17 protein-coding genes are annotated in these 19,980 nt (G+C 48.7%); 8 read left to right on the forward strand and 9 right to left on the reverse strand.

The genetic code is table 11. The features are described from left to right. The 7 genes from K384_RS10950 to K384_RS13490 form a co-directional block, all read right to left on the reverse strand. Window positions 1-2,915 (reverse strand): Ig-like domain-containing protein (locus K384_RS10950; protein ID WP_169737650.1); only part of this gene is annotated, 2,915 nt, incomplete at its 3' end. Window positions 2,916-3,046: 131 nt separating this feature from the next. Continuing rightward, the gene (locus tag K384_RS10955) at window positions 3,047-3,973 is read right to left on the reverse strand and encodes a hydrogen peroxide-inducible genes activator (protein ID WP_038032393.1); all 927 of its coding nucleotides are present in this window, start codon (window positions 3,971-3,973) and stop codon (window positions 3,047-3,049) included. A gap of 114 nt (window positions 3,974-4,087) precedes the next feature. Beyond that, window positions 4,088-4,504, reverse strand: a complete 417-nt coding sequence (locus tag K384_RS10960; RefSeq protein WP_051633347.1) for a c-type cytochrome — start codon at window positions 4,502-4,504, stop codon at window positions 4,088-4,090. Next, a complete protein-coding gene (locus K384_RS10965; protein WP_038032327.1) occupies window positions 4,491-5,147 on the reverse strand; it encodes an SCO family protein in 657 nt (218 codons plus the stop codon). Before K384_RS10965 ends, K384_RS10960 begins: the two co-directional genes overlap by 14 nt. A 4-nt stretch (window positions 5,148-5,151) precedes the next feature. Beyond that, on the reverse strand, window positions 5,152-5,592 hold the full coding sequence (locus K384_RS10970; protein ID WP_038032330.1) for a hypothetical protein: 441 nt from the start codon (window positions 5,590-5,592) through the stop codon (window positions 5,152-5,154). 139 nt (window positions 5,593-5,731) lie between these two features. Further along, a complete protein-coding gene (gene nhaC, locus K384_RS10975) occupies window positions 5,732-7,219 on the reverse strand; it encodes a Na+/H+ antiporter NhaC (RefSeq protein ID WP_038032397.1) in 1,488 nt (495 codons plus the stop codon). A gap of 79 nt (window positions 7,220-7,298) precedes the next feature. Beyond that, the gene (locus tag K384_RS13490; protein ID WP_051633349.1) at window positions 7,299-8,159 is read right to left on the reverse strand and encodes a DUF58 domain-containing protein; all 861 of its coding nucleotides are present in this window, start codon (window positions 8,157-8,159) and stop codon (window positions 7,299-7,301) included. 43 nt (window positions 8,160-8,202) lie between these two features. Here K384_RS13490 and K384_RS10985 point away from each other — a divergent pair, with 43 nt between their 5' ends. The 6 genes from K384_RS10985 to K384_RS11010 all read left to right on the forward strand — a co-directional run bounded on the left by K384_RS10985 (window position 8,203) and on the right by K384_RS11010 (window position 12,854). Next, complete coding sequence (locus K384_RS10985; RefSeq protein ID WP_038032335.1) at window positions 8,203-8,721, forward strand: DUF4296 domain-containing protein; 519 nt, start codon at window positions 8,203-8,205, stop codon at window positions 8,719-8,721. Window positions 8,722-8,779: 58 nt separating this feature from the next. Continuing rightward, window positions 8,780-9,514, forward strand: a complete 735-nt coding sequence (locus tag K384_RS10990; RefSeq protein WP_038032339.1) for a LytR/AlgR family response regulator transcription factor — start codon at window positions 8,780-8,782, stop codon at window positions 9,512-9,514. A gap of 106 nt (window positions 9,515-9,620) precedes the next feature. Continuing rightward, window positions 9,621-10,271, forward strand: coding sequence for a peptidoglycan-binding domain-containing protein (locus K384_RS10995; protein ID WP_084147212.1), 651 nt, complete (start codon window positions 9,621-9,623; stop codon window positions 10,269-10,271). Next, window positions 10,264-11,166, forward strand: coding sequence for a hypothetical protein (locus tag K384_RS11000; RefSeq protein ID WP_051633350.1), 903 nt, complete (start codon window positions 10,264-10,266; stop codon window positions 11,164-11,166). The genes K384_RS10995 and K384_RS11000 overlap by 8 nt, the downstream gene beginning before the upstream one ends. Next, on the forward strand, window positions 11,105-11,602 hold the full coding sequence (locus K384_RS11005) for a Rab family GTPase (protein ID WP_038032346.1): 498 nt from the start codon (window positions 11,105-11,107) through the stop codon (window positions 11,600-11,602). Before K384_RS11000 ends, K384_RS11005 begins: the two co-directional genes overlap by 62 nt. Continuing rightward, window positions 11,580-12,854: a PP2C family protein-serine/threonine phosphatase gene (locus tag K384_RS11010; protein WP_038032350.1), complete on the forward strand. Its 1,275-nt coding sequence runs from the start codon at window positions 11,580-11,582 to the stop codon at window positions 12,852-12,854. The genes K384_RS11005 and K384_RS11010 overlap by 23 nt, the downstream gene beginning before the upstream one ends. Here K384_RS11010 and K384_RS11015 read toward each other — a convergent pair. After that, window positions 12,834-13,613: an alpha/beta fold hydrolase gene (locus tag K384_RS11015; RefSeq protein WP_038032354.1), complete on the reverse strand. Its 780-nt coding sequence runs from the start codon at window positions 13,611-13,613 to the stop codon at window positions 12,834-12,836. The genes K384_RS11010 and K384_RS11015 overlap by 21 nt on opposite strands. 3 nt (window positions 13,614-13,616) lie before the next feature. Continuing rightward, complete coding sequence (gene thrS / locus K384_RS11020) at window positions 13,617-15,575, reverse strand: threonine--tRNA ligase (protein WP_038032357.1); 1,959 nt, start codon at window positions 15,573-15,575, stop codon at window positions 13,617-13,619. Between the two features lie 295 nt (window positions 15,576-15,870). Here thrS and K384_RS11025 point away from each other — a divergent pair, with 295 nt between their 5' ends. Further along, entirely contained in the window at window positions 15,871-18,717 is a 2,847-nt protein-coding gene (locus tag K384_RS11025) for a hypothetical protein (protein WP_157630143.1), read from the forward strand. Between the two features lie 5 nt (window positions 18,718-18,722). Continuing rightward, the gene (locus K384_RS11030) at window positions 18,723-19,979 is read left to right on the forward strand and encodes a hypothetical protein (RefSeq protein ID WP_038032362.1); all 1,257 of its coding nucleotides are present in this window, start codon (window positions 18,723-18,725) and stop codon (window positions 19,977-19,979) included. Window position 19,980 lies beyond the last annotated feature (1 nt).

The following is a 19,980-nucleotide window of genomic DNA, read 5'->3' on the forward strand; positions in this document are numbered from 1 at the left end:
TCTTCATCCACCGTCAAGATATCGTCTCCGGCCACCGGAGGATCGTTTACATCATTCACCGTGATGTTCAAGGTCGCAGTTGCACAAGCACCGTCATCGTCACATACCTGGTAAACATAGCTGTCCGGACCGTTGTAATCCGCCCCAGGCGTGTAGGTGTAAGTGCCATCAGCATTGATGGTGATCGTACCACCCTGCGCTGTCGTGAACGTGCCCGAAGTGTAGGTCAAGGTACCGTCCACGTCGCTGTCGTTGCCGCTCAAATCGCCGCTGCCCGGTGTGTCTTCATCCACCGTCAAGATATCGTCTCCGGCCACCGGAGGTGAATTGACCCGGATGTTCAAAGTAGCTGTTGCACAAACGCCATCATCGTCGCAGGCTGTATATACATAACTATCTGTACCTGTGTATCCTGAAGGAGGCGTGTAGGTATAAGAACCGTCTGTATTAATCACCAGTGTGCCCCCTTGTGCCGTAGTAAAGTTCCCCGGCATTGCCGTCAACGGGTCACCGTCGGGGTCTGTGTCATTGGCAAGCAGATTGCCACCACCGGAAGTATTTATGTTTACAACTAAGTTGTCATCCTGCGGGGTTGGCGTACAGTTGAGCGTTAGTTTAATTTCTGCCACATCATAGCAACCGTTAGCATCTTTTCGCACATAATAACTTCCTGAAGTAGTCACCACAGTGCTGCTCAACGCATTAGTAGCTGCATAGGCATCGGATGAGCTGGTGTAATAGGATAAGGTACCGGTTGTACTGTTGTTGTCTGTCACCGGCACCGTAGCTAAATCAAAGCTGGCAGCACACTGATTGACAGGACTTATTTGCGCTAAATCGGGACAGGGGGTTACAGTTAAAGAGCACCCGGTAATGTCAATAGCTCCATTGGTAGAGTTGTCCGTATAGTCACATTCGCCTACCCCCGAATACAGATTTTCGGGTGGTGAGATGGGGAGGGAAGCATTAGGATTACTTCCGTCATGGTTGATGAGTACAAAGAGCTGGAAGTTGTTGCCCGGCGGTGAAAACGTAGCCGTAAGTGTAGTGGAACCGGCCGGGGGCACCACTTGGGTAGTCTGGGCAACGTGCAGTACCGGAGGCGTACCATTGAAGGGATCGCCGCCAAAGAAGGTGATATACACGCCTTCCGGCAAAGCAGCACTGCCGGTATTATAAATGGTCACGGTGACATCTATAGTCGTGGGACAGTTCGTCAGGTCTATGTCTGTATTAGGGTCAAACGAAATTTGCGCATTGGGCGCGGCATAGGTAGGTATTCCATTCTGCTTGAGAATGGTGGTTTGCACCAAGAAACGGTTAAAGACATTGTTCACCCCTGCTATGATAGGGTCTTGTTGCATGGCCGGGATGGTACCGTCATCGTTTACATTGGTTACAAAGTAGCCATGCTGGTTCCATATTTTTCGTGCCGTAATCCAGGGGCGGTTCAGTGCCCGGTACACCTCAATAAATCCATTATTGGACGAATTACTGGGACCGGGCGTTCCTTGTGCCGCAATAATGATTTCGGCCTGGTCATCACCATTGACATCGGCTACCAGTGGGTATTCTGTACGGGTGCCGGAAGCAGAAGGAATGGCTGCCAGCTCATACCCATCTGAACCACGCCATATATACAGTGTGGTTTCATCGGAATAAACTACTTCATTGATGCCGTCGCCTTCGAAGTCGAACAGCGTACTGCCCGTACGCTGAGACCCATCCTGAAGGCTGGACTTGGTCCAAAGTTCTGTTAAAGCACCGGTATTGGCATCGAAGTCGAGGGCTACATATATATTCCGGCCGGCAGCACCCAACTCCACATCGCCATCATTATTGAAATCGCCAATATTGATGCGCCCGCCGAAATTGGTATTTGTAATTTTATAGGGCGAGGGTGTCAATAATGTTTGCGAAAAGGGCTCCCATATATAAATATGTCCCTTGCTCATTACAGCTACATCTGCTTTTTTGTTGCCGTTGAAGTCGGCAATACTCACAAAACCATCCCCTATGTTGGTTCCCGACACGGTGGCCGCCAACGTCAACGAGCCGCTGTCTTCGTTGGTGCCGTCTCCCAAATCCACCAAATACACCTCATTACCCACGATTAATTCCAGTCCGTCTGCTTCAGGACCAAAAGCATCCCCTCCGGGCTTGGGGTCCCCGTTTTTAAAGATATCGAAAGCCAAAGGCCAAGCATCCCTATCGTTGTTTATACTTCCTTCATGTTTACCGCTATTTTTGTTGGCATCGAATGCAACCCAACGCTTACCGGTCAAAGCGTCGAAAATGGCATTGCCCACATATACCTCCGGAATGCCATCTTGGTTGAAGTCTGCCAGCTGGGGCGACATCACTGCGGCTTCTGCCGCCAAGCTTGAACTCCATACAGCAGATGCCATTCCGTATTCGAAACGGTGTATTGTCGCATCGTTGGCTGTTACAAACACATCGCCCAAGCCGTCTTTGTCCACATCGCCCAACGCTACCTGTGTATATTGGTGTGTTTGAGGACCGGAAAAGGTAAACTTCACCGTGCCATCCCTTCCGTTGAAGACGTATATATTGCCATTTTGGGGATTTTTACCAACCAATTCAGGAATCCCGTCGTTGTCCATATCCATCACAAAGACCCCCGAGCGCTGATCCAGGGCTGCCGTACTGACATCGGTCTTAAAAACCAAGCCCATATCATAGTACCCCGGAGGTGCAGGGATGTACTGGCAGCCGGGCTCCGGCTGCCCATAGTAAAAACCGGGACAATTGCAGTCCTGCACGTCAAAGCAGTCTACCAGCCCGTCGCCGTCGTCGTCCACTCCGTTGGAGCAGTTGGTCTCTTGTGCAAAGCCCAGTAGTGGCAGCCAAAACAAGAGCACCAAGGTGATGTACTTGATGAGAGGTGTCTTCATAAACATTTATTTTTTGTGTTTGCTCTAAACTTAAATACTTACCGAATACAGGACTGCGCTTTTCGCTTAAGGATACACTCTCCAAGGACGAACGAACACTTTTAATCGACGAACGAACGCCGCCCGGTCACTCATCGCCACTCTACCTTACGGTATGCTTTGGCTTCCTTCAGGCTATCGGGCACCAGGCTGCGCAGCAAGGCATGAATAGAAGCCAACAACTGCTCTTTGATAAACGAGCGGTGAACGATGAGGCTTACTTCCCGCACGGCATCGCCCTCTTGAATAGGGCGCACAGGTGCGCCGGCTTCGTGCAACACACTCAGATAAGGCACCAAAGTATATCCCAAGCCTTCTTTGACCATATTTTTCAACGTTTCTATGCTTCCGGCCGACAACTCAAAAACAGCCGGCCTTTCACGATGCGCTTGCCCGCACAAACGCAAGGCTTGCTCCCTAAAACAGTGCCCCTCCTGCAACAAGAGCAGTCTTTGTTCTGCCAGGTCATCTAATGTTATTTCTTTTTTTGCCAACAACAAACTATTGGCCGGCAAATAGAGCAAAAAAGGTTCATAGAACACAGGCACTTCCCGCAAGTCCGCTTCATTGAGGGGCGTTACTGCCAGTGCCCAATCCAGGTCGCCACTGCGCAACCCTTCTATGATGCGTCCCGTGGTCATTTCCTGTATTTCGAAGAAGGCTTCCGGATAGCGGCTGCTCCACTCCTTCAAAAAACGAGGCAACAGGTAAGGTGCCAAGGTAGGAATGACCCCCACTCGGTAGTACCCTTCCAGGCGATTACGCTCTTCGGACACCCATGCCCGCAGTTGACTCAACTCGTTCCAAATACGCTTGGCTTTTTCTACTACAATATGCCCGTGTTCGGTGGGTTCTACGGGGCGTTTGCTGCGATCAAAGATCTGAAAGCCGATTTCTTCTTCCAGCTTTTTCAGTTGCATGGTCAGAGTAGGCTGTGTAACGCAGCAAGCTTCGGCTGCCTTGGCAAAGTGGCGGTGCTCGTCTAAGGCTACCAAATAGTGAATTTGTTGCAAATTCATAGCGCTAAAATAACTTTCATTTATACCAACAACAAAAACATAATCAAAAAAAATATCAAAAGCAGCCCACTGCGGACCGCTTTTGATTAGCAAGGCTGGGGTTCACTCCCGGCTTTATTCCTTACACTGCTGCAAGTCTTTTTTTATTTGCGCCGGGGAGCGGTCGGGCAAGTCGTTGTCCCAAGCAGTCAGTACATAATTTACGATGTTGGCTATTTCCACCTCCGACAGTTGCGGATTTGCCGGCATGGGTTGGTTGAATGTTTTGCCATTTACCACCACTTCGCCCTGCATGCCATAGCGGATGATGCAAGCTATGCGGCCAGGATACTTCTGTACAAAATCAGAGGCATTCAGTGGCGGAATCAATTGGCGTAGGCCTTCGCCTTGGTCGCCATGACAGCTTGCGCAATGCCGGGTATAAAGCGCCTTGCCCTTATGCTCTCCGCTGAACACATACAAATTCAGTAAAAATAAAGCAACGAAGAGCAAAGGAATCAGGCTCCACCACCATATTTCATTTTTCATCATGGACAGAGGCGTTTTCTTTCAGCAACAGTTCAATGTCTTCTATCAGTTTTTTTGTGTCTTCCGGGTCAGTGCCGTTGTACACGCCACGAATATGGCGTTGCCCATCTACCAGAATCAAAGCGCCACTGTGTATGTAACCACCGGGCGCCGCCGGGTCCTCGCCGGCAGTAACCATATAATATTCTGCAATATCATAAATATCTTCGCGCTTGCCCGTGACAAAATGCCACTTAGGTGCCGACACCCCCAGTTTTTCGGCATAAGCTTTTAAAACAGGCACCGAATCGTATTTGGTATCGATGCTGTGTGAGAGCAAAAGCACGCGCTCGTCGTCTTGAAAGTGCTCATATACTTTCAGCATTTCTGCCGACATTTTCGGGCAAATGGTTGGGCAGGTGGTAAAAAAGAAGTCAGCCACATATACTTTGCCTGCAAAATCTTTGTCCGTGATGGTTTGCCCTTCCTGATTGACAAACCGGAAAGGGGGAATTTGATGGTAAACGGTATCTACACCGCTGCCGTCTTCTTTGGCTACCACCTTCTTTTCACCCAGATAAGGCAGGCGGCGCTCTTCTTGTTTGCATGCCACGCATGCCAGCAAAAGTCCGGCTACCCAAAATGTTTTTTTCAAGCTGTATTTCATGCTTTTATTCCGGTTTGGTTTGTTTCAAAGAGTCCAAAAAAGCTTTGCTCTGTTCGATAGCTTCTTCCATCTGCAGCCCTACGCTCTTGATTTTTTCTTTTTCCTGCTCAAAAAACCGAAGCAGCTCCTCCTCAGAGGCGCCTTCCGGTTTGCGGTATTCGCGCATCCAGCGCATCATGGCTTCTTCAGCTTCATCAAGCGAGCGAGCATATACAGCCACCCGGCTACTGTCCACACCCAAAGAATCGCGGCTGTACAGCAGTTGTTTGTGAAGCCGGTGAATTTCGCCCATGCGCACCATAATGCTGTCGTGCAATTGCTCTACTTCCTGCCGGGCCACGTCTGCCCGGCTTTGTGCCTTTTCTGCTTCCTGTTGCTCATTGTTTGTTCCACAGGCAAAGAAAGCAGCTGCCAAGAATACGAATGCAATTTTTTTAAAAAACATAATCTTCCGGTTTGTTAACAAGGCAAAACTATGAAAAGTTACAAGCCCGGCCAATGATGGTACTCTATTTTACAGGGCAAGGCTCTAAAAAAACAAAGACCGGCAACCTTACGGCTGCCGGTCCTTCACGGCTTTTCCACTACCAGGTAATTTCTATGTCTTTGGCCACCGGTGATTCATCCTTTGCTTCTTCCAAACGACGTATTTTTATATTCAGAAAACCAAACAACATGGTCATCAGAGGGCTTAAAATACAGAAGAAAGCAAAAGGCGCATAGGTAAGCGTGGCTACGCCCAACACCGACGATTGTGTGGCCCCGCAAGTGTTCCAGGGTACCAGTACCGAAGTAACCGTGCCCGAGTCTTCCAAGGTGCGGCTCAGGTTTTCGGGTGCCAGGCCGCGCTTCCGGTAAGTGTCGGCAAACATACGCCCCGGCACAACTATAGACAAGTATTGGTCAGAGGCCGTAATGTTGAAAAAGATACAAGTGCCGGCCGTAGAGGCAATAAGCGCCCCGGTAGAATGCGCCAAACGTACAATACGCCGGGTGATGGCCTCAAGCATGCGGCTCGATTCCATGATTCCCCCAAATACCATAGCCGATAATATCAGCCAAATGGTGGGCAACATGCCGGCCATCCCTTTTGTGCTCAGCAGCTCTGTTACCACGGGCTCGGGCGTTTCTATTTGCATGCTTGTATAAATAGACTTCATCAGTACTTCATAATAGACTTTCCAGGAGTTGACGCCGCCCCCCAATTCCACTATCAATTGAGGTTGTGCCAACAGCGCCGCCAGTGCGCCCAATAAAGTACCCGCCAGCAGGGAAGGCAAGGCCGGTACCCCCTTCACTATCATGAAAATAACAATCAGAGGCACCACCAGCAGGCTCCAGTGAATCCAAAACTTTGTTTCTATTGCTTTCAGAATATGGCTTACATCTACTGCTTGGTCTGCCACTTCCAGGTTGAAGCCCCAAATCAAAAAGATAATGAGTGTGATTGTGATGGAAGGAATGGTGGTGTAGGTCATGTAGCGAATGTGCGTAAACAAGTCGGTGCCGGCCACCGCCGGTGCCAGGTTGGTAGTGTCGGAAAGGGGCGACATCTTATCGCCAAAGTAAGCCCCGGAAATGATAGCCCCGGCAATAACACCTTCTTCCAAGCCCAAGGCTTTGCCTATACCCAACAGGGCAATACCCACCGTGGCAATGGTGGACCAGGAGCTGCCGGTAGCCAGCGAAACCACTGCGCTGATAACACAAGCGGCAAATAAGAATATGGTCGGATTCAGGATTTTCAAGCCGTAATAAATCATGGTAGGCACCACCCCACTAATCATCCAAGTGCCGGCCAAGGAGCCAATGAGCAGCAGTATAAGAATAGCCCCCATCGAAGAGTCGATGCTTTTCAGGATGCCGGCCCGCATGACTTTCCACGACACTCCTTGTGTGCCGGCGAGCAAAGCAGCCACTGCCCCGGACAATATCAAAACAATTTGATTGGAACCGCTCAAACCGTCATCACCAAAAATACTGATATTAATGCTCAGCAAGCCTATTAAAAAAAGGATGGGAAGCAAAGCTATGCTCAAAGGGGGAACAGGTGTAGAGTTTTGTTCATTCATCATTGGCATTTGATTTTGAAAAGCACATTTTTTAAGTAAAAATCTTTGCAAAGGTAAAAATTTAGTCTGTAAAGTACTATCAAAGCTGAATAAACAACTGCGAGAGGGCGCGCTCATAAGGCCGTCCGGTATGCACATGGGCTATGCGGGCAGGTCCCCGCTTCACCAGGGCATCCAAGTGGCGGCAGCGCTGTTCAAAAAAGCGGCGGTATGCCTCCTGCTCCTGCTTTTTGTTGAAATACAAATATTGCCGGACGGGCGCTTCCAAGGCTTTGGCCGGTGCCACACCCACCGGGGGCAAGCTGTAGTGGCTCTCATCGAACAAGTGCACCAAATACAGTTCATGAAAGGAAAGCAAGGCACCCAAGTCGCGAAATTGCCGCAACGGATGAATAAAATCCGAAACAACAATGACAACCGAATGGCGGCGCAGGCGCCGGCAAGCCTGTTGCCAAGAGAAATAAGCATCCTCCTGTGCAGGGGCATAGCCCCACAACCTTTCGAGTGCAGCCATCAAGGCATGGTGCTTACGCAGCGCCGGGAAAACAGCCGGTGCGGTCGTCTGTGCCCCCAGCAAGGTAACCTCACAGCGCTCACGCAGGCTCAACCACATCAAGACAGCCGCAATCTCACGGGCTGTCTGCCACTTCTGCATTGACGGATAAGCCATGGAGGCGCTCATGTCCAAAAGGATATACACGCTCAGCTCGCGCTCTTCCTTGTATTCCTTCAAAAACACCCCGTGCCCTTTGGCCGATGCCATCCAGTCGATATAACGCACATCGTCGCCATACTGATATTCGCGCAGGGCAGTAAACTCCAAACCGCTGCCTTTAAAAAAAGAACGGTAGTTCCCTTTCAGCTCATTGAACACATTACGCCGGATGGATAACTCTATTTTTTTTATTTTCGCAACTATATGGTGAAGGTGCTCCTGCATCGTCTGCTTTTATTCTATTTTCAACAGATTTATCTTGTGCAAGATGCATAAAATCAAGCTTTTTTTTATATTGCAAGTTGGGATAATCGCCTTATCGGGCTGCAACACCCCCAAACAGTCTCAACAAAAAGCTTTTGAAGCTTTAGATGACACAAGCATGATACGTCTGCTCATAGACCTGCATACGCTCGATGCCACTGTGCCTTACCTGTTTTCGCGCCCCAACAACGACACCGCCAAAGCAGTTTTCAAGGCCTTGCGGGAAGAATTATTTGCCAAATATCACACCGACTCTGCCCATTTCTATCAAACCTATTACTACTATCTTGAACATGACATCAGCCATATCAATCAAATTTACAGTGCTGTCGTCGATTCTTTAAACCTGCGTGCCAACACCAAGCAATTTGATTTGTGGCAAATAGAAAAAGAAATTACACCCCAACAAAACACCTCTTCTGCTACCAAAGAACGCGAACCATCTGATAGTTTGTTGAGAAAGAAAATAGAAAAGATCAAAAAAAAGGCAATATCTATTCCTAAAGAAACCACTACCCGGTAGGGGCAGTATAACCACAATAACATCAAGCGTACATACACAAACTACACATACTTGAATTATGAAAAAGCTCAGTTGTATCATCGTAGACGACAACCCCGTAATGACTACCATACTGCGGGGATTTGCGGAAAAATCCGGCATAGTGGAATGTAAACAAGTTTTTAACAATCCACAAGAAGCCTACAGTTTCCTCAATGAGGAGTCGGTAGATATCATGTTTTTAGACATAGAAATGCCCCAGCTTTCAGGCATCGAGCTGCTCAAATCGCTCAAAAACCCGCCGGCTACCATATTGGTAACAGCCAATCCCAACTTTGCCGTGGAAGCTTTTGAGCTGGATGCCGTCGATTACATTGTAAAACCCCCGGAGTTCCACCGCTTTTTGAAAGCACTCAACAAAGCACAGTCTTTTTTGAAAGGCATGCATGGCCACAAACCCAACGGGCAAAGCCAAGAGGAAGCGGCAGGCAATCAAGAGATTTTCGTAAAAATAGACCAGAAGTTAGTCAAAGTACGCCTAAACGACATCATGTACATAGAAGCCATGGCCGACTATGTGGTGATTCATACCACTACGGGACGGCAATTGGTGGTTTACTCCAGCATGAAAAATTTTGAAGCAGAGCTGGAAAAGCATGCCCCCGGCCGTTTTCGTCGCATCCATCGCTCCTACATTATAGACCGGGAAAAGGTAGAAGCCATAGAAGACAACAGTGTTGTCATCGGGAAGAAATACATTCCCATAGGGAAAACCTATCGTGAAGAGTTTCTCAACCAGCTCAACAAGCTATAAAAGCCTTATTCATTCAAAGAGCCGGGCAATTCGTTTATCGAGTCGATGAGTCAATTCATCGACTTTTGTTATTATTGAGTAATCAATCACCTAATATTAAAGAAATATGAAGAAGGTTTTATTCCTATTAATTCTTATCATGTTGGGCACCATCGGATACAATCAATATCGACAACTTCGCAAATTCTCGCCTCCTAACCACTATGACTACGAGGCAAAGACCAAATCCATCGATGTCAATTATTATGACATGCAGGCTGTAGAGCGTTACTTTGAATTATGCTATGAAATAGGGCGATTTGCACGCCAAGCTTGGTATAACCACGGCATCGATGTGCGTTTTCCCGATGAAAGCAAGCCGCAGAGTGTACAAGCATCGCTCCACTACCGGCAACTGCTCAAAGAAGTCAAGCTACTGGAAGCACGCTTGATTCAATCCAAAGAACTAAAATCAAAAGGATTCGATAACCGCGCCATCCGTTATATAGAAGAAAACGGAATTGCCCCGCAACTTTACCATGCACATCGTTTGTTAAATGGAAAAACACTGCACCGTGGCAATGAAGGTGAGGCAGTTTGGTATATACAAAAACTGATTGCGAAACAATATAAGCCCATTCGCATCGACGGCATCTTTAACCAAGAAACCGAAGACGCGGTCAAGGCACTACAAACCAAGTGGAATATGTACCCCTCGGGCATTGTGGATATGGACTTTGTGAATAAACTGCTACAAAACCACGACCGCAATGAATGAAGAACGCAAAGTAGATGTTTTCTTTAGCCTCTTTGAAGAAGTGATTGAGCGACAAAATGAGGCAGTCAAGCAAATGGTGTTTCAGGAACTCCGTTTGCTTAAAGAGAAGGAGCTGCCCAAGGTGTTGGAGCCCGTTGTTGACCAAAAAATAAAAAATATAGAACAGCGCTTGGCTGAGATGTCCGGCGCCAATGTGGCACAAGCCATCCGCCAGCAAATCAAAAACTCACAACACGAGATGGTGGACGCCCTCTACCCCATCATTGGCAAGCTGGTGCGCAAATACATACAAGTAGAGCTGGCGAAACTGTCCGAACAAATAGACAAACAACTCAACGATACCTTCTCCTGGAGCAGCATCAAACGGGAGTTTTTATCTCTGTTCGGCATCAAGGAGAAAGATATATTATTGGCCAATGCCCAGCGCCCGGTCATAGAAGAAGGCTTTATCATAGAACAAGATTCAGGCATACTGCTGGCACATTATACCCGCAACCACACCATCGATGAAGACATGATTGCCGGCATGCTCACAGCCATCAAAAGCTTTGTAAAAGATGCCTTTCATAAAGACAAAGGCGGCTTGAACGCCATTGAATATGGCGACACAACCATCATCATCAAAGATTCGGGCAGCTACTATTTGGCTGTGGTGGTATCGGGCACGGTAACCACGCAATACAAAGAACAAATGCTCGATTATCTGCTGGATTTCGAGCGAAGGCAGCTGAACCGCCCAAAAGAGGAAATCGATGACTTACAGCTCAAAGAAGCCTTTATAGAACACTGCGAAAAATCGGACGACTACTTTTACAAGCTAAAAAACAAGTACCATGACATCGAAAAAAAACTACAGCAAAAAGGTCATTTTGATTGGAAATTTTGGCGTTGGTAAAACATCACTCGTACAACGCTACGTGCACTCGCGCTTTTCTGAACAATACCACACGACCCTGGGCGTAAAAGTGGACAGAAAAGTGGTAGAGTTCGATGACTGCATCTTGAATATGATGATATGGGACGTGGCCGGCGAAGTGCGCCAAGACAAGGTGCCTCCCTCCTATTACTTAGGCTCAAAGGGCGTCTTTTATGTTTTCGACATGACCCGCCCCTCTACCTATGAACACATAGAAGAAGACATTGCCTATGTAAAAAATATGCTTCCCGATGCGGTGTACATGCTGATCGGTAACAAAAAGGATCTGGTGGAGCAATCGCCTGTCCCCTGTGACTTTATGACCAGTGCCAAAACCGGGGAAAATGTAGAGGCTATGTTTCGCAGCATGGCACAAAAGTTATTAGAGCAAGATGGAAAGAAAATCAACATATAGTCTGTTGGAGCGCCTATTGAACCATAAAGACGGTACCTATTACAGCAGTGGCATCTTGTTCAAGGCAGATGGCAGCATAGTAGAAGCCACCCCCGATCTGCAAGCAGCCTTGCAGGACAAGCACTCTATTTACGAGGCTGACCCGTTTATAGGCAGCCTGCAAAGTATTTTCGAACACATGGTACCCGAGGACGCCCCCGTCTTTTTCCCCCGTGTAGAGACCGCTCATTTCGGTAAGGAAAAAGGCGTCTATGATTACAGCTTCTACGCCAAACTAATTGACGGTCACCCCTATATACTCTGCACAATCAACGACACCTCTGACCAGAATTATTATTTGTTTAAAGTACAAAGCGAAAGAAATAAAGCCCTCATAGAAAAAGAGCTGCAGGAGCTGCAAAAAGCGCAAAATCAGCAAAAAGAGAATATCCGCAAAAAGATTGAAGAGATACAGCAGCAGAAAAATCTTGCAGAGGCAGAGAAGCGCAAAATCATAGAGAGCCTCAGTTATGCGCAGCGAATACAAGAAGCACTCTTGCCTTCACAGGATGCCCTGCAGCAAATGCCTTTTCCTTTTTTCGTTTTCTGGCAGCCTTGCGACCTTATCAGCGGTGATTTTTACTACCTGCATTACAGCGAAGACTTCATTTACGTGATTTTGGGCGACTGCACCGGCCATGGTGTGCCCGGCGGCATTCTCACCAGCATAGGCATTATGGCACTGCGTCAAGCCCTGATTTTGCATCCCGACATTCCGCCGCATGAGCTTATCCGGCTCATTGATGAGAACATACATTCACTTTTCGACCACACCCAAAACAGCTCGCCCGACAAAGTGGTGCGCGACGGCATGGAGCTGGCAGTCTTGCGCATCCACCGCACCGAACAATATATTGAATATGCCGGTGCCGGCATCCCACTTTATTTGTTGCACGAAGGCAAGGTATCCGGTCATACCCCCCAACAAGCCGGCATCAACAACATCTTTAACAACGGAAAGGGATACAAAAGCGAGGTCATTCCCTATCAAAAAGGCGACGAAGTCATATTAAGCACCGACGGATATATAGACCAAATAGGCTTTGTATCCAACCGAAGGTTTAAACGAAGCCGCTTCATCAAGCTCGTTGAAAGGCTTGCCGGGAAGCCCTTCAACGAACACAAAGAGCATGTCAAAGAAGCCTTCTATCAATGGAAAGGCAACCAGGCACAAATCGATGATGTGCTGGTTTTAGGCATCCAACTCTTGTAAAAAACTTTTCAAGTGCTGCAGAAACTGCTCCGGCTGCTCGGCATGCAGCCAATGCCCTGCACCGGCTATATCGGCAATGCGTGCACGTGGAAAGTGCTGCTTAATCACAGGGATGTCCTCATCACGCACATAATCGGAGTTTAAGCCTCTGATGAAAAGCGCCGGCAAATCAGCCCTATAATTACCGGGCAAGCCCTCTACCACATTGGACAGCTGATTGGCTATAACTTTAAGGTTCATGCGCCAAGCATACCCTCCCTCTTCCGTACGATACAGGTTCTTCAAAAGGAACTGGCGCACGCCCGTTTCCGGCACGTAGCGGCTCAGTATTTGGTCAGCTTCCCTGCGGCTTTTGATTGTCTCCACAGGAATAGCCAATAAGCCCTCTATGATGGTATCGTGATGAACCGGATAAGCGCGCGGCGCAATGTCGGCTACTACTATGGCACGTAGCAACTCCGGATAACGGCAAGCCAGCCACATGGTCACCTTGCCCCCCATGGAATGCCCCAGCACAATGGGGCGCTGCAGAGCGTGTTCTTCTATAAACGCCCGCACATCCTCGCTCATGGCTTCGTAGGTCCACTCTTCGCTGTGGGGTGAACGCCCGTGGTTGCGCAAGTCCGGCAGATAAATATGATAGTTACCTTCCTCTGCCAGGCGGCGTGCAATAGTCATCCAATTATCGCCGGAGCCAAACAGACCATGCAGAATCAAAAGGGGCGTGCCCGCCCCTACTTCTTGGAAATAAAGCTTCATGAGTTAGTCTGCGATTTTGGTTTCTTCCTTAAAGTGCTTGATAAAGTCTTCCAAGCTAAAGGTCCCCTTGTCGCCTTCACCGTGGCGGCGCACCGCTACATTCCCCTCCTCTGCTTCTTTTTCGCCCACAATCAGCATGTAAGGGATTTTCTTCACTTCGGCATCGCGGATTTTGCGCCCTATTTTTTCGGCACGGTGGTCCACAAAGCCCCGGATATCTTCTTCCATCAGGCGGCTCATCACCTGATCGGCGTAGTCTGCATATTTGTCTGAAATAGGCAGCACAGCTACTTGCTCAGGTGCCAGCCAAAGCGGTAAGTTGCCGGCACAGTGCTCAAGCAATACAGCCACGAAGCGCTCCAGCGAGCCAAAGGGTGCACGATGAATCATCACAGGGCGGTAGCGTTGGTTATCGGCACCGATATACTCGAGCTCGAAGCGGGCAGGCAGCTGATAGTCCACCTGAATGGTTCCCAACTGCCACTTACGCCCCAGTGCATCGCTCACCATGAAATCGAGCTTGGGTCCATAGAAAGCAGCTTCGCCTTCCACAGTCACCGTATTGAGCCCTTTTTCTTGTGCCACCTCAATGATTTCGCGTTCGGCACGCTCCCAATCCTCGTCTTTGCCAAAGTATTTTTCTTTGTTGTTGGGGTCACGCAACGAAATTTGCGCGGTATATTCATCGAAGCCCAAGGCTTTGAACACATACAGCACGAGGTCAATCACTTTGGCGAATTCTTCTTTTACCTGATCGGGACGGCAAAATATGTGGGCGTCGTCTTGTGTGAAGCCACGCACGCGTGTCAAGCCGTGCAACTCGCCACTTTGCTCATAGCGATAGACTGTGCCAAACTCTGCCAAGCGCAAAGGCAGGTCACGATAAGAGCGCGGGCGCGACTTGTAAATCTCGCAGTGGTGCGGGCAGTTCATGGGTTTGAGCAAATACTCCTCGTCTTCGGGGGTGCGAATTGGTTGGAAAGAGTCTTTGCCGTATTTCTCCCAGTGTCCCGAGGTTACATACAAGTCTTTCTTTCCGATGTGCGGGCTCACCACCTGTTGGTAGCCTGCTTTTACTTGTGCCCGCCGCAGGAAGTTCTCCAAGCGTTCGCGCAGCACCGCCCCCTTGGGCAGCCACAAGGGCAAGCCTGCCCCCACCTTGTCAGAGAAGGTAAAGAGCTCCAGCTCTTTGCCCAGCTTACGGTGGTCACGCTTTTTGGCTTCTTCGAGCTTATGCAAGTAATCTTTCAGTTCCGCCTCTTTCGGGAAAGTAATGCCATAGATGCGGGTAAGCTGCGGACGTTTTTCATCGCCACGCCAATAGGCCCCGGCCACGTTGAGCAGCTTCACCGCTTTTATGAAGCCGGTATGTGGGATGTGCGGCCCCCGGCACAGGTCTATGAAGTTGCCCTGTTGATAGAAGGTAATTTCGCCATCGTTGAGTTCTTCGAGCAGCTCCAGCTTATAAGGGTCGCCTTTTTTCTTGAAAAACTCAATGGCTTCCTGTTTGGACACTTCCTTGCGCACATAAGGATTTTTCTGACGTGCCAACTCCTTCATCTTAGCCTCAATCTTGGGCAGATCGTCTTCGGAAAGGCCACGTCCTTTCAGCGATTCCACTTCCGAGAGGTCCACGTCATAGTAAAAGCCTCCACGCTCGGAAGGAGGTCCTATGCCAAACTTCACGCCCGGATAAAGCGCTTCGAGCGCCTCAGCCAACAGGTGCGCCGAGGAATGCCAGAAAGCATATTTCCCTTCTTCGTCGTTCCAGGTAAGCAAGCGTACTTGGGCATCTTTTTCGATGGGGCGTGTGGCATCCCATATCTCGCCATCGACCAAGGCAGCCAACACATTGCGGGCCAGCCCTTCGCTAATCGACCGGGCGATTTCCAAGCCGGTTACGCCTTTGGGGTATTCCCGCACACTCCCATCGGGCAGGGTAATTTTTATTTTTTCTTCCATTGCAGGATTTTCGTTTTCGTTTGTCTTTGGTTTGCAAAGCTAAAAATTTTATAAAAGAAGTGCGAAAGAAGTCAGCAGAGTTAACAGACAAACGCACGCCTGCGGCGGCTGCATGCCTTTATGCGCTTCTTTCAAAAAAAGAGAGGGGACAAGCATTATAAACCGGGCATTTCCTGCCAATCTCTATGGTTTAGCAACTTTTGCATGTATAACCAAGCTGTCATTCAATAGCTTCTGTATTTTTTTCTTACTTTTAATAAGAATACATCCTCGCTTTATCTTTTGTTTTATGCCTATGCGTTTTCAACTTGCTGTCCGTGACCCCGCCTTATGGTTATTCATAGGCATGGGCTTTCTGGCAGGCATCTATATTGCCGGCATGGAAGTGGGCACACTCACGCTATTTTTGAATGAACTGGACGAAAGCCGCTATCTTGCCTTGGCTTTTCTGCTTACGGCAATATTGAGCATTACCACCATCAACTTATTCAACCAGATGCAGCGCGGCATGAGTTACTACCGCCTTTCATGGGTGGTGTTGCTGCTGCTCACCATAAGCACACTCAGCTTGCGGCTGCTGTTTGCCTGGGTCGATACGCCCACACAACGCACCCGCCTGGTATTTGGTAGCTTTGTCGTGGGTGCCGTGCTTGTTGTGTTTGTGAACTTGATATTCTGGGGCACCATTTATCACTACTACAACCTGAAACAGCAAAAACGCATCATCGGCAACATCGATGTCGGGAAAAGCATCGCGGGGGTGGCTGCATTTTTTGCCATTCCTTTGTTTAGCCACTACTTCCCCCAAACCGAAGATCTCATAGACATAGGAGTGCTCATGAGCTTTGGCATTTTGATATTATACACCGTCTTCTTGTGGCTTAAACGGGAGCAAATCATCAGCACCAGCAGCATATCACAGACAAGCCAGGAACACTGGGGCATCGGGTTCATCTTCCGGCATCGATACACGCGCTATATGGTTGGCTTCATTTTTCTGTCTGTTATCAGTTATCAACTGCTTGACTACACTTTTTTAAACTCTGCCGGCGTGCTGTATCCCCGTGAAAAAGACCTGCAGAATTTTATTGCTTTGTTTGAAGGCAGCACACTCTTGCTTGCCTTTTTGCTTCAGTCCTTCATTACTGACCGTTTGATTGAGCAATACGGTATTGGCATTACGCTGATGATTGCTCCGGCTCTGTTGCTTTTATTCCTGACCACCGGCCTCATCATTGAGGGCTTCGCGCCCGATTGGCAGCAATATTCCAACACCTTTCTGCTCTTTTTCATGATGCTTGCATTAAGCCGCATGACACTGGCAGCTCTAAAAGAGTCTAATGAAGATACGGCTTTTAAGTTTTGCTATTTTCCCATCCCTCGCGAAGCACGCCTAAGCGTACTGCACCAAATAGATGGCAACATACGCACCGGTGCCGGTATTGTTGCCGGCCTGCTGCTGCTTGCTTTTCAGTATTGGCAGTTGTCAAACTTATTGCTCCTAACCACAGGCATCTTGCTGCTCAGTCTGTTGTGGCTGGGTAGTGTGTTTCAGCTAAGTAAAGCTTACCATTTACAACTCCATCGTCTTTTGCACAAAGACACGCAGGAAGCAGCCCCCATAGAATCAACTTCAAACCAATACTATCAGCCCCCATCTTACAAGTTCATCGAAGCGTTGTGCCTTCATGAAGCCGTATATGCCCGGCAAGTGGCGCCGGTACTTTTTCGCATGGCGCCTGAAATAAGTGCTGCCCACCTACCCCTTCCCCCTGTTGTAGAAACCACACAGGAAATAAGAGAGCAAAGGTTGTGGCAGTTATTTTCAGGAAATGACAGCCTCACCCACAATCAATTGCTGATGGTTGTGGAAGCCATGGATTCGCCCAGGCATGCCCACCTGGCCGCTGCCTTACTCTGCCGTGCCGGCGAGCGGGCATTGCCTGTCTTGGAGTCTTTTTTTGTCAAAGCAGGGCAAAACGATTTTTTATTGTGCCATATTCTTGAAGTATATGCCCGCATGGGCACACCAGCTTCCCTTCAGCTGCTTTACAAGTACCTGCATTCTACCAACCCGGCAATACACAGACAAGCCTTCCACCTAATCATGGCAATGGATAACCCGCTACATCACGACTTGCAGGAATACGTATATCGCCTGATAGATGAAGAAATAACAGATGCTCTTTGGGACTTAGTAGCGCTGGAGGTGCTTGCCGGTTCGCCTGTTGCCCGGCCGCTTCGCCATGCTTTGCAGGCTGAAATAAAAGAAAACTATGAGACGATTTTCAAGGCACTCACTGCCCTGTATGACAAGGAAGCCGTGCACACCATCCGGCAAAATATAGAAGAAGAAGACATTGAATCACAGGTATTGGCTATTGAGCTATTGGGCACCCTGCTCAACGAACACCTAAAAAAACGCCTGGTACCCTTCTTTGACACTCTTCCCGTCAATAAAAAGCTGGAGCATTTGGGGGAATACTACCCCATAGAACCCATGCCTGCTCAAAAAGTGGTGGAAACGCTCATCATTAGGGATTATGCCTACACAACCGCTTGGACCCGCGCATGTGCTATCCGCTACATAGCCCAAGCGGGCAGTACGCAGAATTTGGCACCGTTGATTGCCAATGTGTTTCACACGAACCGTTTGATTCGCGAAAGCAGCTTTCATGCGCTGCATGCCTTATCCGCAGAGCAAGCCGCCGGCGTGCTGCAACGGCTACCCGCTATCCATAGGCAAGAACTACAGTTACTTATCAGGCAAAACCTGCCTACTTTGCTGGATTGCGGCTTTTCTCTACAGCAGTCGGCTCTTTTTAAAGATACGGCCGAAGAGGTCATTCAAGAAATTGTCTTGTACTGCGAGCGTTATCGTGCAGAAGATAGCACTTTCTCCTTCCCTAAAACAGGTATTTGGGCTGTGTATTCTTCCCAAGACGGTAGCAACAGGGCAGCAGCCAATGGGCACATATTTTTTGCCTTACAAGAAGAAAACATCCGGCTTGCGCCCGGAAGTGTGCTTCTATACTTGCCACCGGCTGTGGTTGAGTATTATGCCGCCTACTTCCCCTCCCTGCTCACCAATTATTTAAGGTTACGCACGCAAAATAAAGCAGCTGTGTCTTATAACGTTTAAAAGCCATGCCCAACTTTCAAGAGATACATATCATTGTACGCGATGCATACACCCCCATGGCAGAAGCATTGGCCGACTCGCTTCGTAGTGCGCTCCTGCTACTGGGCACTGATGTGCCGGACACACAAATTCACTTGCTGAACAATATAGAACATGCCGGCATGCCCCAAAACACAGCCCTGCTGATTGATATGGGGATAATGCCCGTTGAAGCATTATTGCATAGGCTAAAAGAAAGGGGCAGCGATATGTTTTTGTTGCACTTGGACGCCGAAAGCTCTCCGGACACGCTGTTCCATTTTTATCCTGTTTACCCTCTGCTCAGCGGTAAAAACGGCGAGACGCTGCACCGGATAGCCCATGAGTTGGCGAGCGACTTGCTGCAAAGGCAAAAACAAGCACAAGACTATTTTTCTTCCCTGCTTCTTTACCCCACCACACCCCGGCAAGCACTCATACGCGGGCGCATCAAACAAGAACTTTATGCCCGGGGCTTCAGAGTATTGCCCGATGCCTCTCATACCGGCACGGAACTGTCATCGCTACTGCCTCATTGCCGGGCAGCACTACACCTGCTATCGTCAGAAGCAGGAGGCGAGTGGCAGCAGTTTCATACACAAAGCCGTAGCCATGCCCTGAATATATATCAACAAAGCCAACTCAACGGACAGAAAGACATTTTTTACCGTTTCTTTTGGGCATCGCCCGAGCAAAGCCGGCAGAGCCATACCCGGCGATTAATTGATGAAATAGAGCAAAAAGAAAGCGAAGTTCCCATAACGGAAGTGCTGGTGCTTCCCATAGGGCAAGCCGGGCGATACTTAAAAGATCGATTGCAACGAAACCATCAGCCCGTCAGCACCAACACCTCCGACGGGCTGCCCATACTGCTCTTGCTGCCACCCGAAGACAAGGCGCTTGTGCCACAAATAAAGTACGCCCTTTCGCCCGGTACGCAAAGCCAATTGCACATTGCTTGCGAAGACAAGCCGGCAACTCTTAATCAAAAATTGCAACAAAGCCGCCATGTATTAATTATGTGCATCAATGGGTCGGCAGATTGGCTAAGCTCGAATATTTTTCATATCTTGAAGATAAAAGGGCATGCTGCTGCCCTTCGTTCACTTTGCGCAATAACCACGCACGAGTTTGTAAAAAGCCCCACTACACAAGCATTGCCTTTGGAAATAGAAATCATGCCTCTGCAAACTACAGGCGACCTGCCTCACCTCCTGAAAGAGTGGGAAGAAAAACTATCTTAAA

Source organism: Thermonema rossianum DSM 10300 (assembly GCF_000426825.1).
Taxonomy (GTDB): Bacteria; Bacteroidota; Bacteroidia; order Cytophagales; family Thermonemataceae; genus Thermonema; species Thermonema rossianum.